Genomic DNA, 16936 nt, shown 5'->3' with positions numbered 1-16936 from the left:
TACAAAAAAACTACTTATGCGTTCTCAAATTTCTTTTTTAGATTCAAAAATCTTTTTTCGAAAAAGACATAAGAAAGGTAAGCCACCAGCATAGTGAAAAACACACATAGTAAATAACACATAATGGTTGCGGTTGTAACCGGAATGTCTAAAAAAAAACGTTTCATAATCCCTATAACCACGAAGCACGTCATTACATGATACATGTACATACCATAAGAAATATTTCCAAGTAATTCAAACGTTTTACCGCCGGTTTTAATAATACTTCTTTTATTGAGTGAAACACACAAAATAACGTACAGGAATACAATACCCATTGGCACACCGTTATAAATTCTGTTAGTTAAAACACTAAAAAGAGGACTTATAACAGGAATGCCTGCAGCGGGTAAAGTTTTGTTGAAAAATAATACCGCGAACAATATCCCGAAAAATAACAGCTGTAAAGGCAGGCCAAATAATTTATCTAACAAATATTTGTAACGGCTTCTTATAAATATTGCACCAAGGCAACCAATACATATAGCTTCAAATCGAAGGTCTAATATGATAATCGTTGCAGTAGTTGCCGGGGTTACCTGGCCGGCAAAAAAATTCAAAAACAACTTGACAATAATAACAGTTGCAAAGATGAGAGCAAGGCTTTTCTTTTTGTATTTTATAACCGGCGCTATTATCAGGTAGAATTGCTCTTCTACACCAATGGACCATAGCGGGAACAATAAAATACGTGGCCCAAAAATAAAAGTGAAATTGGGCAGCAATAAAATATACATAAGCAATTGAGGAACACTTAGACCAGGGTCTGGTCTTAAATGAAATATGTTGGCCAGTATGGGGAAAACAGCAAAAGCAATAAATACTATAAGATAATACAGTGGCCATATACGCAGCATTCTTCTGATGTAAAATCGTTTAACGCTGATGGTGCCTGATTCTTCGTGCTCTTTTAATAATAAAGAAGTGATAAGAAAACCGCTAAGCACAAAAAAGAAATCTACAGCCAGACCACCATTGCTGAAAAATGAGAACGGCCTGAAATCGTAAATATTTGGATTTGAAGTTTTAGTAATAAAAGTGGGCACATGCGCAAAAACTACCAGTAATGCTGCCATGAAACGAAGCCCGTTTAATCCTTTGAAATATAATGTAGATTTAGCCTGCATGTATTTATGCACGAAATGTACGTATACTATGGCTAATGATAAAGTGTAATTGCTGATAAAATTACCAGCAGTACAAGTGTGCGACGCAACAGAAGCTTACCATTAGTAATACAGACGGCAAAAAAAACAATTTCCTATTTTTCAAAAACCAAACTATCAGGATGTGCACCGGATTCTTTTAAAGCATTTAAAATATCGGCGGTAAAGGCATCGGGGCCGCACACATAAAAAGGCTGATTGAAATTGGTTATGTTCTGATGCAGGAAAGTCTTATCTATCCTGCCGTGCATGTATGCTTCAGAATTTTCTTCTGTAATGATATTAATAAAATTGATGCCAAGCATCTTTTCAAACTCTTCTTTAAGTATAATATCTTTCAATGTTCGGTTAGAAAAGAAAAGTTGGTTATTGCCGATTTTATTTTCGGCATGCAAATAACGCAGTATAGCAATGAACGGTGTAACTCCGGCGCCGCCTGCAATAAACACACCCTCGCCTTTGTATTCAATAGCACCCCAGGCATCGCTAATTTCGAGCATATCGCCTGCTTGTGCTTTTGAAAGCTGGTTGGTAACACCATCATGATCGGTATAGCATTTTATGGTAAATTCAAGATGATCACCGTTGGGCAAAGACGTAAAAGTAAATGGCCGTTTTTCTTTTTCCCAGCCTGGTTTTAAAACAGAAAGCTCGGTAGCCTGCCCGGGCTGATAAGTAAAGCCAGCGGGCTTTTCAACAGTAAAAGACCTTACATTATGTGTAACATTTCTTACAGCTATTATTTTTACAGAAGTGTTTTCCATAATCCACTATGTTTACCAAACTAAGTTACACCATGTTATTTAAAGGAGTTAGAATTTGATAAACAACCTTTATAATATTTATTATCATTCTGCTAGGAAGACGAACATACTTTTTATAAGATTTCTCAGCCACTTAAAAACTTTACTTACAAAGAAATACTTCGCACTTTTATGTTTTGTGTTGGCAATACGCTATATTCGGTTTAATTTTTGTACCAATATCGTAAACAAAAAATCAAAAAAAACTGATCAAATAAAAATACCGGACCTGATTGCTCCGTACTGTTAAGATTGCTATTTCCCTGCTGGCAAGAATTAAGATCAAGACTTATTTATTAAAGAAGTGGCCTCTGGTCTTAATACATTAAACTGTATCTTTTAAAACCAAAAAAAATAAAATGAAAACATCAATGAAAACCACTCTCGCAGCTATTATTTTGCTGTCGGTTGTTGCCTGTAAAAAAGAAAGTATTCATACCAATACCGGTCTTGCTGCTGCAGATGCAAGTAAATCAGTGCAGGCACTTGTGATCGGGCAGGATTACCAGGGTGGCATTATAATTTATATAGACACATCGGGTGCACACGGACTAATTGCAGCAAAAACAGATCAAAGCCTCGGTGCTACCTGGTACAATGGTGTGTACGGCATTACCGGTGCAACAGGAAAAATTATTGGAACAGGCCCGGCTAATACCCGAAAAATCGTAAAAGCACAAGGCACCACAGGTGTGTATGCAGCCAGGGTATGTGCACAACTAAAAGTTGATGTCTATAATGATTGGTACCTGCCTTCTAAAAATGAACTTGCTGAAGTATATAAACAAAAAGCGATTATTGGAGCAGGCAATTTTGTATATTGGAGCTCAACTGAAGTTGATGGAAATATTGCATGGGCGCAAAACTTTTCTACAGGCGGCCGCAAACAAAGTGACAAAAGTAAAATTTACCATGTGCGTGCTGTAAGAACTTTTTAGTGCATTTCTTTTGAAAAAGCCACCGATAGTTTATACTTCCGGTGGCCTTTTTATTTTTATGAGCCAGGCTGTATTGCTGCTATTAAGCAACTGTTGCGTCGCACACTTCAGGGTTCCGATTTTTAAATGATAAAAAATCAGGCCTTTTTAAAAAGAATGTTTAATATCCTTGGTATTGTATTTCTATCATTGTCATCAAAATATTCATTTATATCAACCAGTACCAGGCCATTTTGTTTAGCGGCCAGCATAAAATCTGATACATGGTGATCATAACATGGCACAATAGTAACACCATCTGATGTCTCAAACCTTGCTTTGCTGCCATTATATTGTTTGAAAGGATGTAATTCCCCAACATAAACATATCCACCTTCAGTTAATGTTGCTGCAACTTTTTCAAAGATCGCATCAAGGTTTTCGATATGCTCGAGTACAAGACTGAATGTTACCAGGTCATACTGTTGTTTTCCAAATGACCATTCAGCAGTGACATCTGCCTGTATAAATTCAACATTACTATTGTTGATCTTTGCTTTTGCTTTTGCCAGCATTTCCTCTGAGAGATCAACAGCTGTTATGTGCTTTGCTTTTGTTATCAACCATTCTGTATTCTTTCCTGTGCCACAACCAATCTCCAAACATTTATCAAAAGGAATTGCGCCAAGTGTTGTACGCAGCGCCTGTGCTTCAAGGTCTCTTGTTTTATTTATGTTCGTGTCGTATTGTTCTGCCCACGTGTTGTACGCTTCTCTTGTATTCATGATTAATTATTGATGCGCAAAAATAATAATTACCGCATTTTGCGTAATGAACAAAATGCACAAGAGTGCGACGCAAGGAACGATGAATGATGCTATACTGTTGGGTTAAACGATATTCATACAAACAAATAAGCAATTGCTATTCAGAATAACAATTGCTTTAATTATAGCGGGGTTTTCTTACAGGGAATTCAAAAACTTAATGATCTTATCTCTTTCTGTTTTTGTTAACTGCATAAATGCATTTTTACTTTTTTCTGCTTCGCCGCCATGCCAGAGAATGGCTTCTTCCAATGTTCTTGCACGGCCATCGTGTAAAAAATAAGGAATACCATTTGTCTTCTGAAACAATCCTATTCCCCATAAAGGAGTAGTACGCCACTCTTTACCATCGGCAAGAAAATCGGGCCGGTTATCTGCAAGGCCATCACCCATATCATGCAACAAAAGATCAGTGTAAGGATGTATGCGCTGATTGCTTAATTGCCTGATCGTTACATCAACACCGGTTTGCATTGTCTGCTTATGACAACCCGTACAATTTATCTGATTAAATAATTGTTCGCCTTCTTTTATGGTTACATCTGTAACATTTCTTCTTGCAGGAACTGCCAGTGTTTTTACATAAAATGCAACTTCATTTAAAATACTATCTGCCAATTCAGGATCATCTTTATATGCATCGGATTGCGCTTGTCCATAACTGCTTTCCTGCGGAAAAACATAACTCGTAATACCCATGTCCTGGTTATATGCACCCGCAACCTGAACCAATAAATTGGGATTGTTTGCTTTCAAACCAAACCTTCCCAATTCAGTTTCTTTTGTGTATGCATTGTACACATAATTTGGTTTACCGCTTATGCCATCACCATCTTTATCGTTCTCATCCGCAAAAGAAAGAATGGTGCTTTCAGGTATCAGTTCAAGCAAGCCCGTACCAAATACAGGCGGCGCCATACGTGGCGATAACATATGACCGGCAGGCAGTAATAAATAAGACTGCGTAATAGTATAAACCGGGTCACGCAACACAACACTGCTGCCATCAGGGTAATTAATTTCTTTATCATTATAGTTGATATCAACATGTACTTCGGGTTGTTTACCAAACACAGCCTGGTCCTGCAATTGACCACCATAACCAATTGCTGCTAACGGTCCACCATATTCATCTGCACCCGGGATGCTTATTCTAAACAACATAGACGAGGTGCTGAAACCCGCTGTGGGCGTACCTTTCCCATCGTTGTGGTGACAAGATATACAGGATACATTATTAAACACGGGGCCAAGTCCGCTGTTTACAGGCGCAGGTGCACTTACAAAAGTTTGTTCAAACGCAGCATCACCTAACTCATGCACTTCCATATCACGGTCACTCAATCCTTCCACTGCATGAGAAAAAGCTTTGGATGTTTCATCAAATACAGTAGCAAGCCCGGCGCTTAGCCTCTCATCATAACCGGCATCAGGAAATACATCGGCTTTATTGCACATAGTAAATCCACTAATGCTCACCACCACAATACCGATGACCCAAATTTTTTTCATGTTGTTTTTCTTACTGTATTTTATTTTATGAACCAAACTTCGGTACTACTATCATAGTCCCTTGCGTCGCACACTTGTACTTAAGAATTTATATCAACAACCGGGAAGAAATTTCACATCTTACTTTTCACCTTTCACAGTCTAATCCAATATATACTGCACAATAAAAGGCTTCAGATCATTCTCCAATGTTTCTTTTAATGTAGCCAGTACATCCATCGTTGCCTGGATCTTTACACGGCCATCAGTAGTAATGATCGCATCTTCATAATAACCAGAAATATTATCAAAAGAATTGATCGCTGCCGTTATCTCATTTTGAATAGTATTGTCTAATGATTTATTTTTTGCAGCAACAAGATCTTTCAAACCTTTGCCACCATTTAAACCAAGATATACATTCTGTATCCCGATGATATTATTCTTAAAATCTATTGTTGAGTTTCCTGAATAAGGAGATTCTACCAACTGCGCATCTTTTGCATCAAAAGGCTCCTTCATTTTGCCTTCGCCTACTTCTTCGCAAATACCGGTCAGGCCATCAACCAGTGCTATATACACTTCCTGTTTCTTTGCATACTTTGTGCTGCCAGTTCCCGCAGTAATAACCTGCTGTGCAAAGTTTTCAGGAGCAGAAGCCCAACTTAAGTACAGGTCATTACAGGTGTTGCTAAGATCAGTTGATAAACTCATCATATATTCTTTCTGTCGTGTTGTTATCTCAGCAGCAGTGCGGCTTCCATGGTTTCCAAAGATGATATATTCAATAGGATGATAACCACGCAGGGATAAAGTAAGACCTTGTATATCGCTTACTGTAAGCGAATTTGCACTTGCCAGCAATGCATCCATCTGCTGGTAATCTGTTGGCCATGTATCCATGTTGGGATCGTAGTCATTATCTTCAACAGGGCCAAACAAAAAACTTTCGCATTGTTCCCACACGGTACGCATATCTTTCCATGCCTGTCTTGCTGTGGCAAGATTTACTTCCGTAGTATTTGCATTAAGATTTTGCAATGCCGTATTTAACTGCATTGCTTTAACACTAAGATTTAAATAACCACTCAGCGCTATGTTATTGGTGAAGTCTGTTAGCACTGTTTGTTCAAGCGTAGCAAAATCATCTGTTTGCGGTATGGCTTGTGGTGCTTTATTACAGGCAGCAAAAATTACAGTTACTGCTATGCTTAATGCGAGAAATGTTTTCTTCATTTTAAATAGGCGCTTTTGGTATTTGAATGACGAGATTATTATTTTCAATACTTGTGTAATAACGTTCCAGCGGCTTTTCAGCAGGGCCTTTCCTTACATTACCAACCATATCAAACTGGCTGCCATGTAAACTGCATTGGTATCCATTCTTTCCATTTGGTGTTAGCTGGTTTTCCTGGTGTGTGCACTGCAGCAATAACGCCTGATAAGTATTGTCAGCGTTTTTTTGTACAGCAATATCAAAATACCAGCCTTTTGGCCTTACAAACTGCACGGCACTCTGATCAAACATGCTCAAAGGGATGCTGATCTTTTTATCAACAATGTCTGTTTTAAAAACACTGTATGCTGCCGGACTGCAACCCGTAAGTTTTGGTAAAAAATATCCGGCAGTCATTAGCATACATGCTTTACAGGAAGACGTTATAAATTCTTTTCTTTTCATAATGTTGATTGCTTTTGTTGCTGCATAAAGATGAATTAGCCTACGTGCTATTTGCAATTAATAAAACAACTTGTAAACGTTACCCGGTGAATTGCCGAAACTATCTCTTGTGTACAAGTGTGCGACGCAACAAAAGCTTCATTTGTATGCCACAGTTCGGTCCCAAAAAACTAAAAGGAATAACCAATACCAAGATTAAAAAACTGGTTGCTCTGCTGATAGGGTAATGCATTGGGTGCAGGATTGATAACAAGATCAGGATTCTGCGCACCGGTATGCAGCAAACGCACATCTGCTTTTATAACCACGTTTGGAATAGGCAAATAACTAAAACCCGCAATGATATGTGTTTGCTTTTCTGTGCCATCGTATATGGCTTTGGGCGGTGCCGGAATAGAAGCGTTCAGATCAAACATTTCTGCACGTGCAAAAGTGATGAGCTGCGCTTTCTTTTGTTTCCTATACAACCAGTCATAACCAAATTCTGCATACGCACCATACATACCTTTAGCAATATTTTTTGCGTATGCCGTATTTATTTTTTCCGCATCGGGATAAGCAATATAGGCACCTAATACCTTTGCGGAGAAACCATTATTCGCATATTGCATATTTGCTTCGCCAAGATAAAGAGGTGTACCAAACGCGCCGCTGTTAAGCCCCAGACTGTCTGCACTTGTTTTAGGAAGTCCAACCGTACCGCCCATGTAACCCGATACCTGGAATTTGAAATTGCTTACACTGTATTGCAGCGAAGCAGTTACCGCAAGATTATTGGCAGTAGCGTTGCGGCCTTCAGCACGGCCTTCGCGTATGCCGCTGCCATGTTCAAACCCCTCACTGTTTAAACCGTTCACCAGCGCAACACTATAGTTTAATGGTAACCTGTTTGCAGTTCCGTAAAATCCAATACCCAACTCTCTCCATGTTGCCGGAATGACCAGTTGTTCAACCAATGGTCTTTCTACTCCATTGAAATTTACGGGCAGATGATTTTCGTTGAGCAAACCAATACGCGGAATAATCAACCCGGCAATAAGATATTGCCTGGGATTGAGATTGAATTTTAAGAATGCCTGCTCTAATGCAATTTCACCGCCTGGCTCACCACCTTCAACTTTTGCATTTTCAATTTCCATTTCCGTAAAAACAGAAATTTTAGGATTGAACTGGTGACCAACAAAAAGTACTACTCTTTCTAATGTTGCAGTAGATTGTTTCAGGTTAAAATCCCGCTGGTAAGAAGCACTTCCGTAGCCGGAAAGAACCGTTTTATTTTTTGAAATACCCGCATTCAAAGAATCCTCATTCGTCATAATCAATTGCTGTGCATTAGTTCGGTATTGCGCATTAGATACAAACACCACAAACACAGAAATAAATAATAGTAAACGCTTTCTCATAATGCCGCGAAAGTAATTATATACAAAACAGGTGACTTACGCAATCAGGAAACCACTTTACGGAATCAGGAAACGTTTTGTATTTACTATTCATCTATTGCAGCATATTTTAATTATGAGAATAAAATAATTTATGCACCAAACTGGAGAATAAATATTAAAGATTGTTGCGTCGCACACTTGTACGTTCAGATCTTCAGGCAACAGGTTAGCACTACAGCATTTTTGAGTCCACTTGCGCAAATCGAAGAATATTATACGCAAAATACGAATGGAATATCTGCGGAATCTGCATAGCTTTATCCTCTCTTTACGAAAGCCACTATATGAATCCAAAAAGACAAACGCTGCTGGTAATACTTGTAATGGTCATATTTTTTGTGATCTCTTTTCTTACCAATATACTCGGGCCATTGGTGCCTGATATTATTGACAGCTTTCATCTAAGCCTTGGCCTTGCCGGCTTTCTGCCCTTTTCATTTTTTGTGGCTTATGGTGTAATGTCTATACCTGCCGGTATTTTAATTGAACAATACAGCGAGAAACTTGTGTTGATACTTGGCTTCCTGCTTGCACTGGCAGGCGCCATGCTTTTTGTATTTTTTACCAGTTTCACGGTAGCACTGCTTTCCTTGTTTTTAATTGGCCTTGGAATGGCGATGCTGCAAGTCGTAATAAATCCGCTGTTGCGTGCTGCAGGTGGTGAAGAACATTTTGCATTCAACTCAGTACTGGCGCAGGTGTTCTTTGGGCTTGCTTCTTTTATCAGCCCATGGTTGTATAGTTACTTAGTACAAAACGTACATACTGATACCAGCAACGTAATAGTTAATGTGCTGAATAAAATTGTACCGCAACATTTGGAGTGGGTCTCTTTATATTGGGTATTTGCACTCGTTACCTTATTAATGATATTAGTTATCTGGAGTATAAAATTTCCGAAAGTAGAATTGAAAGAAGATGAGAAGATAGGAACGCTGGATAACTTTAAAGAATTACTGAAAAACCGTTATACCATTCTTTTTTTCTTTGGTACATTTTGCTATGTAGGCACAGAGCAGGGCATCGCCAACTGGATCTCAAAATTCCTGCAACTCTATCATGGTCTTGACCCTGAAACAAAAGGTGCATCTGCTGTTGCATGGTTTTGGGGATTAATGACTGCAGGTTGTTTACTCGGCCTTGTATTACTAAAGTTATATGACAGCCGAAAATTACTGCAGGTATTTGTTGCAGGCGCTATGCTTAGTTTACTCGCAGCATTGTATGGCTCTGCAGGTATTGCTGTGATTGCATTTCCGGCTTGCGGCTTTTTTGCATCTGTTATGTGGAGCATTGTTATTTCACTTGGTTTAAATTCTGTTGCCAAACATCATGGCAGCTTTGCAGGCATCCTATGCACAGGCATTATTGGTGGTGCTGTTGTACCATTATTAATTGGGGGAATTTCTGACTATACAGGTTTAAGAACTGCTATGTTGTTTTTGCTTTTAACACTGGGGTACTTATTCAGCATGGGCATATGGGCAAAGCCTCTGGTAAATAATTCCAAAATATCATTGCGTGATCTGTTCAAATCAAAAGATGCATAGAAAATTTTTATTGGCCTGGCTGTAGTACAAATATTAAACTTCTGTTGCGTCGCACACTTTTGCTCCTTCAAGAGTTTCAACAGTTCACGAGTTTAAATGTTTACGGGTTGCTTGCACCTGTAAACGCGTGAATTGTTGAACATGTAAACGTTTGAACTTTTTATCATTGTTCTGAACGTACAAGTGTGCGACGCAACAGGCGATGCTACAAACACTGCGGCCGGGTACATAAAAATCATATCAAATATTTACATGAATAAAAATATATGCCTAAGATAATCCTGTTAACAGATTTAGCGGAAGAGTATGGCCGAGGCCTGATAAAAGGAATTATGGCGTATGCAAAAGAACATGGGCCATGGGTGTTTTGCCGTATGCCTGAAGCATTTAAAGATGCCCATGGTATAAAAAATTTTTGCAAATGGGCAAAAGATTGGGGTGCAGATGGAATTATAGGGCGCATACGCACAGAAGATGATGCAGAGCAAATAAAACGTGCAGGTATTCCTTTGATAGCACAGGATTTTAAAGAGCGGTTAAGCAATGCCGTAAACATTACGGGTGCATATAATGACACCGGTAAAATGGCTGCTGAATATTTTTTGAAAAATGGCTATACCAATTTCGCTTTCTATGGTTTTAAAAATATTGTATGGTCGAGAGAACGTGCAGAAGGTTATGAAGCAACCGTAAAAAAACACGGATATAAGGTTCATTATTTTGAACAACGCAGATCAAATACCTCTGAATTATGGTATTACAAACCTTCGCCGTTGAGTGAATGGCTCACATCTTTGCCTAAGCCTATGGCATTGATGGCATGTGATGATAATCTTGGTCAGCAGATAACAGAAGCATGTAAGTTAACCGGCATCAGAATCCCTGAAGAACTTGCTGCGCTTGGTGTTGACAATGATGAAATGATCTGTACCATTTCAAACCCTGCATTATCAAGTATTAGTCTGGATGTTATAAAAGGTGGTTATGATGCTGCTGCATTGATGGATAAAATGATCAAACAAAAAAGAAAACAACAATGGAACGATATTATTGTAAAGCCTATGCAAACTGTAACAAGGCAATCAACAGATATCTACGCAGCGAATGATCCTTACATACTTCCTGCATTGAAATACATTCATGAAAATATTCACCAGAATCTGCGGGTAACGCATGTATTAAAACATATTCCGCTTTCCAGAAGAGCTTTGGAAACACGTTTTCAAAAAGTTACCGGCTTTCCTTTATACAGGTATATCTATCATTTGCGCATTGAAAAATTTTCGCGCCTTTTACTCGAAACAGATAAAAGCATTTTTGAGATAGCTACCGAAACCGGGTTTGACAGCAGCAAAAATCTTTCCCGACTTTTTAAAGAAGTAAAAGGATGCACGCCGGGTGAATACAGAAAAAAACATTTAATAAAATAAGTTATTATAAATAGTATACAATGAAACACTTCATCACAATTCTTTTCCTGCTCTTACTTATCAATGCAGTTGCGCAGGATGAAAACAAAATAATATTAAGCGATGGATGGAAAATGCAATCTTCGCTAACAGATAAAGCAGGTGGTAAAGAAATATCGCAGGAAAATTTTACAGCAAATAATTGGTATAACGTTTCTGTGCCTACCACAATTATTGCAGGCCTTATTGCTAACAAAGAATTTGATTTTGATCCGTTCTATGGTAAGAACCTGGAGAAAATTTCAGGTGAAAGATTTGACCATTCGTGGTGGTTCAGAAAAACATTTGAATTACCTGTAGGTGAAAAAAATAAAACAGTGATACTTACACTGCATGGCATTAATTACAAAGCAAATCTTTGGGTAAATGGTGTGCTTGTAAAAGATTCTTCAGTAATCAAAGGGCCATTCAGAATTTTTGATCTTGATATTACAAAGTTCATCAATGAAGATGGCAAGAATGTTATAGCATTGGAGATATTAAGCCCATTCAATCCTAATAAAAAAGATGGTGACCTTGCAATAGATTATGCAGACTGGATACATTATCCTGCAGATTATAACGGAGGCATCGTAAATAATGTAAGCATCAGTACTTATGATAAAGTTGCCGTTCGTTATCCATTGGTTACAACAAAGTTTAATTCCAAAGCCCTTACGGTTGCACATTTAACGGTAGATGCGGAAGTAATAAATTATTCCGGCGAAGCGCAGGACGTAACAGTAAAAGGAAAGATCAATAACAACATCAATTTTGAACAGAAAATACATCTTCAACCAAATGAATCGAAAAGCATTACATTTAAGCCGACAGATTACAAACAATTAAACATAGAAAACCCACGCATCTGGTGGCCCTGGCAATATGGCAATCCTGACCTAAATACCATCACCCTGCAGTCTGTTGTTAAAGAAAATATAAGCAATACTATCAAAGAGAATTTTGGTATCAGAGAAATAACTTCTGTATTTATCAGTAATGATGCAAGAGAATTTATTGTTAATGGTAAACCAATCATGTTGCGTGGTGCAGCATGGTCGCCTGATATTTTTCAGCGTCGCTCACCAGAAAGACAGGAGCAGGAAATAAAACTGGTGCGGGATATGAACATGAACATCGTACGTTCAGAAGGAAAATTTGAAGATGACAATTTTTATGATCTCTGTGATAAATATGGTTTGCTGGTAATGACAGGATGGATGTGTTGCGGTTCATGGCAATATCCAAAAAGCTGGAGTGCAGAAGAAAGAAATGTTGCCATGGAATCTGACCGCAGTGTTATGTACTGGCTGCGCAATAAAGCCTGTATGCTTAGCTGGCTCAATGGAAGCGATATGCCGCCAACAGATACTTCTGTAGAAAGCGGTTACCTTGCTATAGAAAAAGAATTGAAATGGCCCAATCCTATACTTGCTACTGCAAACGAAGGTGTATCGAAAGTGTCTGGCAAAAGCGGCGTAAAAATGGCCGGGCCTTATGATTGGGTGCCGCCCATTTATTGGGAAACAGATCCGCACAAATATGGTGGTGCATGGAGTTTTGCAACAGAGATCTCACCGGGGCCTTCTATCCCACCTTATGAAAGTTTAATCAAGTTTATTCCGAAAGATTCTTTGTGGTATACAAACAGTGATTGGCTTTATCATTGTGGCACCATGGAATTTGGCGATACAAAAATATTTAATGAAGCATTGAATAACCGTTATGGCAAATCAACAACTATACAGGAGTTCCTTGATAAAGCACAGGCACAGAATTATGAAGCTCATCGTGCTATGATGGAAGCATATGGTTTAAATAAATACAACACAGCAACAGGCGTAGTGCAATGGATGCTCAGCAATCCATGGCCCGGCTTAATCTGGCATACCTATGATTATTTTCTCTATCCTGCAGGCACTTATTTTGGTATGAAGAAATCGATGGAACCTCTGCATGTTCAATATTCTTACAAATCAAATGAAGTGATTATAAATAATTCCTTGTTAAAAAGCTTTAATAATCTAACTGCCAAAGCAGCGATATATGATATTAATGGTGTCTTGAAGTTTAATCATTCGATTGTAACGTCAGTAAAAGAAGATGCAATAACAAAATGTTTTGTTCTTCCAGCGATCAAAGATTTAAGTGATGTTTATTTTTTACGACTTGAATTGACTGATGCAAATGGCAAAACAAAAAGCATCAACTGGTACTGGCTTTCACAAAAACAGGATGTGCTTAACTGGAATAAATCAACGTGGTTCTACACGCCGCAATCTGCTTATACAGATCTTAGTGGTTTGCAGCAACTACCAAAGACCTCGCTAAAAACCGATTACATAACAACTAAAAAGGAGTTATCAACAACACAACATATTACAATAACCAATACAGGCAAAGCTGTTGCATTTTTTGTGCACCTGCGTGCATTGAAAGGAAAAGATGGAGATGATATTTTGCCGGTAATTTTTGATGACAATTATTTTTCACTGGCGCCCGGCGAAAGCAGAACGATCAATTGCAGTTATGAAAATAAAAATGCCGGCAATGCAGATGCCTATATTTTAACAACCGCATGGAATGCGGCCGGTGAATAAAAAATAATAACCGGGATAACACCCTATCCCGTTGTAAGATTGACGAAGCACTTGTATAACCTCATATGTCGGCGATCCAAAGGAAATGGGACACTTTTGAATTGCGCTTTGAATACATACGAATGCATTTTCAGTCTTACAACGGGATATTTTTTTGCTCCCATCTGCAGAATAAGTATTAGACTTTCGTTGCGTCGCACTCTTCTGCATTAAGTTCAATACTGAGCAAAGCGTACAAGAGTGCGACGCAACAATGCTTAATAGCAGGAATACAGTTGGGTTTATAATATTTCTCTGCTTACTTTCATGGTGCTGAAAAATATAGAATGGCATCATTAAATAGAACAAAAGGCTTTCAAATTATAAAAGATTGGTTTACTGCCAAAAGCTTTGCCCCATTTAGCTTTCAGCAGGAAACGTGGCAGCATATTCTTGATGGCAAAAGCGGTTTGGTAAATGCCCCTACAGGCTGCGGAAAAACATTCTCCGTTTTTATTGGCAGTGTAATACAATTCATTAACGAACATCCGGACAACTACAAAACGAAATCAAAAAACGGTTTACAATTATTGTGGGTAACACCACTGCGTGCATTGGCAAAAGATATTGCACGTGCCATGGAAGAAGTAATTGCAGAATTAGGCATGCAATGGAAAGTTGGCATTCGTAATGGTGATACAGACACCAGTGAGCGGCAAAAACAAAAACGTAATATACCCGAGGTGTTGCTGATAACTCCGGAGAGTTTACATTTATTATTGGCGCAAAAAGGCTATCCTGAAACTTTTAAAGACCTGCGCATTATTGCTGTTGATGAATGGCATGAATTGCTTGGCAGTAAACGTGGTGTACAAGTGGAATTGGCGGTGAGCAGGATTGTAAATGTCGTCAATGGGCAATTGGCAATAGACAACAGAGAAGGTGAAAAGTCAAAAGTTAAAAGTCAAAAAAAACAAATTTCTGTTTGGGGTATTAGCGCAACAATTGGAAATCTGGAAGAAGCAAGAGAAGTGTTGCTTGCGCCTGTAAATTTTGAAGAAAGTGTAATTGTAAAAGCAAACCTGCATAAGCGTACAGAAGTTTATTCCATTATACCAGACGAGATAGAAAAATACCCATGGGCGGGCCATCTTGGTATTAAGCTGGCTGCACAAATTATTCCCATCATTGAAGCAAGCAATACCACGCTCATTTTTATTAATACAAGAGGCATGAGTGAAAGATGGTATCAAACCATTCTTGATATTGCGCCACAGCTTGCCGGCGCCATTGCATTGCACCATGGCAGTATTGAACAAGAGCTGCGTTGGTGGGTTGAAGAAGCATTGCATACACAAAAATTGAAAGCAGTGGTGTGTACTGCAAGTCTTGATCTTGGTGTTGATTTTAGGCCCGTTGATACTGTAATACAGGTTGGTTCTCCTAAAGGTGTATCAAGGTTTTTACAACGTGCAGGCCGCAGTGGGCACAGGCCCGGTGATGTAAGTAAGATTTATTTTTTACCAACACATTCATTGGAATTGGTAGAAGCTGCAGCATTAAAAGAAGCCATCAAGGACAAAGTAATAGAAAGTCGTGAACCAATGTTGCTTTGCTTTGATGTATTGATACAATATCTCTGCACATTAGCTATTGGCGAGGGTTTCAGGCCAGAGGAAATTTTCGAAGAAGTAAGATCAACTTATTGTTTTGCTGATATAAAAGAAAGTGAGTGGCATGAAGTAATATATCATATCACCAGTGGCGGTAAAGCGCTGGAACATTATGATGAATATAAAAAAGTAGAAGTTATTGATGGCTTATACCGCATACGCAACAGGCGCATTGCCATGCGGCATCGAATGCATATTGGCACTATTGTTAGTGATGCGATGATGAAAGTAAAATTCATGAGTGGTGGCTATATTGGTGTGATTGAAGAATGGTTCATTAGTCGTTTGGAGCCTGGTGACGTGTTTGTGTTTGGTGGTTATAATCTTGAAATGGTTGCTATAAAAGATATGACAGTGCTTACACGTAAATCAAAATCGAAGAAAGCATTGGTGCCAAGCTGGATGGGTGGAAGAATGAGTCTTACTGCAAATCTGGGTCATGTGCTGCGTAACACATTTAATAAGATCGCAGCCAATGATCTTGATGAAATTGAATTAAAAAGTTTGCAGCCATTGTTTGAATTGCAAAAGGAATTATCACATATTCCACAATCAGATGAATTGCTGATAGAACATATCGAAGATAAAGATGGTTATCATTTAATGGTGTATCCGTTTGAAGGCAGGCAGGTGCATGAAGCCATGAGTTCATTGATGGCATACCGCATCAGCAAAGCAACAGCCATTACTTTTTCTATCGCTATGAATGATTACGGTTTTGAATTATTGAGTGATCGCCCCATTCCTGTGGATGACACCAACGTGCATGAATTATTTACAACTGAAAATCTTATTACAGACATTCAAAAGAGTGTAAACTCTGTTGAAATGGCAACACGTAAATTCCGTGATATTGCTGTGATTGGCGGATTGATCTTCCAGGGTTTTCCTGGTGAGCAAAAAAAGGCAAGACACCTGCAATCCTCTGCCGGACTGCTTTTCAAGGTGTTTAGCGAATATGACCCCCATAATATTTTATTGCGGCAGGCATACCAGGAAGTGTTTGATCAGCAGATGGAAGAAGTGCGTTTGCGCAATGCATTGCAGCGTATACAAAATAGTCGCATCGTGATTATGTTTCCACAGCAGTTTACACCGTTGTCTTTTCCTATTATCGTTGATGGATTAAGCAGGTATAATCTTTCATCTGAAAGACTGGAAGATCGCATAAGAAGAATGCAACAGCAACTTGAAAATTAAAATATAAATGATAGTAATTTTTATGAGCCAGACTATATTACTATTACGCATCTTCCTTGCGTCGCACGCTTGTACGTTCTTATCTTTATTCAGCAATTAGTAGCACCTGATAGA

Annotated in this window: 12 protein-coding genes; 5 read left to right on the top strand and 7 right to left on the bottom strand. The window is 38.6% G+C overall.

Annotated elements, in window-relative coordinates; translation table 11 throughout:
- Window positions 1–14 precede the first annotated feature (14 nt).
- Window positions 15–1169: an acyltransferase family protein gene (locus tag FRZ67_RS21870; RefSeq protein WP_147192694.1), complete on the bottom strand. Its 1155-nt coding sequence runs from the start codon at window positions 1167–1169 to the stop codon at window positions 15–17.
- A gap of 134 nt (window positions 1170–1303) precedes the next feature.
- A complete protein-coding gene (locus tag FRZ67_RS21865; protein WP_147192693.1) occupies window positions 1304–1972 on the bottom strand; it encodes an FAD-binding oxidoreductase in 669 nt (222 codons plus the stop codon).
- A gap of 398 nt (window positions 1973–2370) precedes the next feature.
- On the opposite strand from FRZ67_RS21865, the gene FRZ67_RS21860 reads away from it, so the two are divergent.
- Window positions 2371–2949 (top strand): Lcl C-terminal domain-containing protein, encoded by a 579-nt coding sequence (locus FRZ67_RS21860; protein ID WP_147192692.1) that lies wholly within the window; start codon window positions 2371–2373, stop codon window positions 2947–2949.
- 137 nt (window positions 2950–3086) lie between these two features.
- Here FRZ67_RS21860 and FRZ67_RS21855 read toward each other — a convergent pair whose 3' ends face one another.
- The 5 genes from FRZ67_RS21855 to FRZ67_RS21835 form a co-directional block, all read right to left on the bottom strand.
- A complete protein-coding gene (locus FRZ67_RS21855) occupies window positions 3087–3713 on the bottom strand; it encodes a class I SAM-dependent DNA methyltransferase (protein WP_147192691.1) in 627 nt (208 codons plus the stop codon).
- 180 nt (window positions 3714–3893) lie between these two features.
- Entirely contained in the window at window positions 3894–5267 is a 1374-nt protein-coding gene (locus FRZ67_RS21850; protein ID WP_147192690.1) for a di-heme oxidoreductase family protein, read from the bottom strand.
- A 141-nt stretch (window positions 5268–5408) separates the two neighbouring features.
- Window positions 5409–6482: an imelysin family protein gene (locus FRZ67_RS21845; RefSeq protein WP_147192689.1), complete on the bottom strand. Its 1074-nt coding sequence runs from the start codon at window positions 6480–6482 to the stop codon at window positions 5409–5411.
- Between the two features lies 1 nt (window position 6483).
- Complete coding sequence (locus tag FRZ67_RS21840; RefSeq protein ID WP_147192688.1) at window positions 6484–6927, bottom strand: QcrA and Rieske domain-containing protein; 444 nt, start codon at window positions 6925–6927, stop codon at window positions 6484–6486.
- Between the two features lie 170 nt (window positions 6928–7097).
- Window positions 7098–8330, bottom strand: coding sequence for a hypothetical protein (locus FRZ67_RS21835; RefSeq protein ID WP_147192687.1), 1233 nt, complete (start codon window positions 8328–8330; stop codon window positions 7098–7100).
- A gap of 326 nt (window positions 8331–8656) precedes the next feature.
- Here FRZ67_RS21835 and FRZ67_RS21830 point away from each other — a divergent pair, with 326 nt between their 5' ends.
- From FRZ67_RS21830 to FRZ67_RS21815, 4 genes are all read left to right on the top strand, one after another.
- Window positions 8657–9922 carry an MFS transporter gene (locus tag FRZ67_RS21830; RefSeq protein ID WP_147192686.1) on the top strand — a complete coding sequence of 422 codons (1266 nt, stop codon included), beginning with the start codon at window positions 8657–8659 and terminating at the stop codon, window positions 9920–9922.
- 266 nt (window positions 9923–10188) lie between these two features.
- Complete coding sequence (locus FRZ67_RS21825) at window positions 10189–11352, top strand: AraC family transcriptional regulator (protein WP_147192685.1); 1164 nt, start codon at window positions 10189–10191, stop codon at window positions 11350–11352.
- 20 nt (window positions 11353–11372) lie between these two features.
- On the top strand, window positions 11373–13970 hold the full coding sequence (locus FRZ67_RS21820) for a glycoside hydrolase family 2 protein (RefSeq protein ID WP_147192684.1): 2598 nt from the start codon (window positions 11373–11375) through the stop codon (window positions 13968–13970).
- A 326-nt stretch (window positions 13971–14296) separates the two neighbouring features.
- Window positions 14297–16822 carry a ligase-associated DNA damage response DEXH box helicase gene (locus FRZ67_RS21815; RefSeq protein WP_147192683.1) on the top strand — a complete coding sequence of 842 codons (2526 nt, stop codon included), beginning with the start codon at window positions 14297–14299 and terminating at the stop codon, window positions 16820–16822.
- Window positions 16823–16936: the final 114 nt, after the last annotated feature.

Origin of the sequence: Panacibacter ginsenosidivorans, assembly GCF_007971225.1 — a bacterium.
Classification (GTDB): domain Bacteria; phylum Bacteroidota; class Bacteroidia; order Chitinophagales; family Chitinophagaceae; genus Panacibacter; species Panacibacter ginsenosidivorans.
This window is presented reverse-complemented; position numbering and strand designations above follow the sequence as displayed.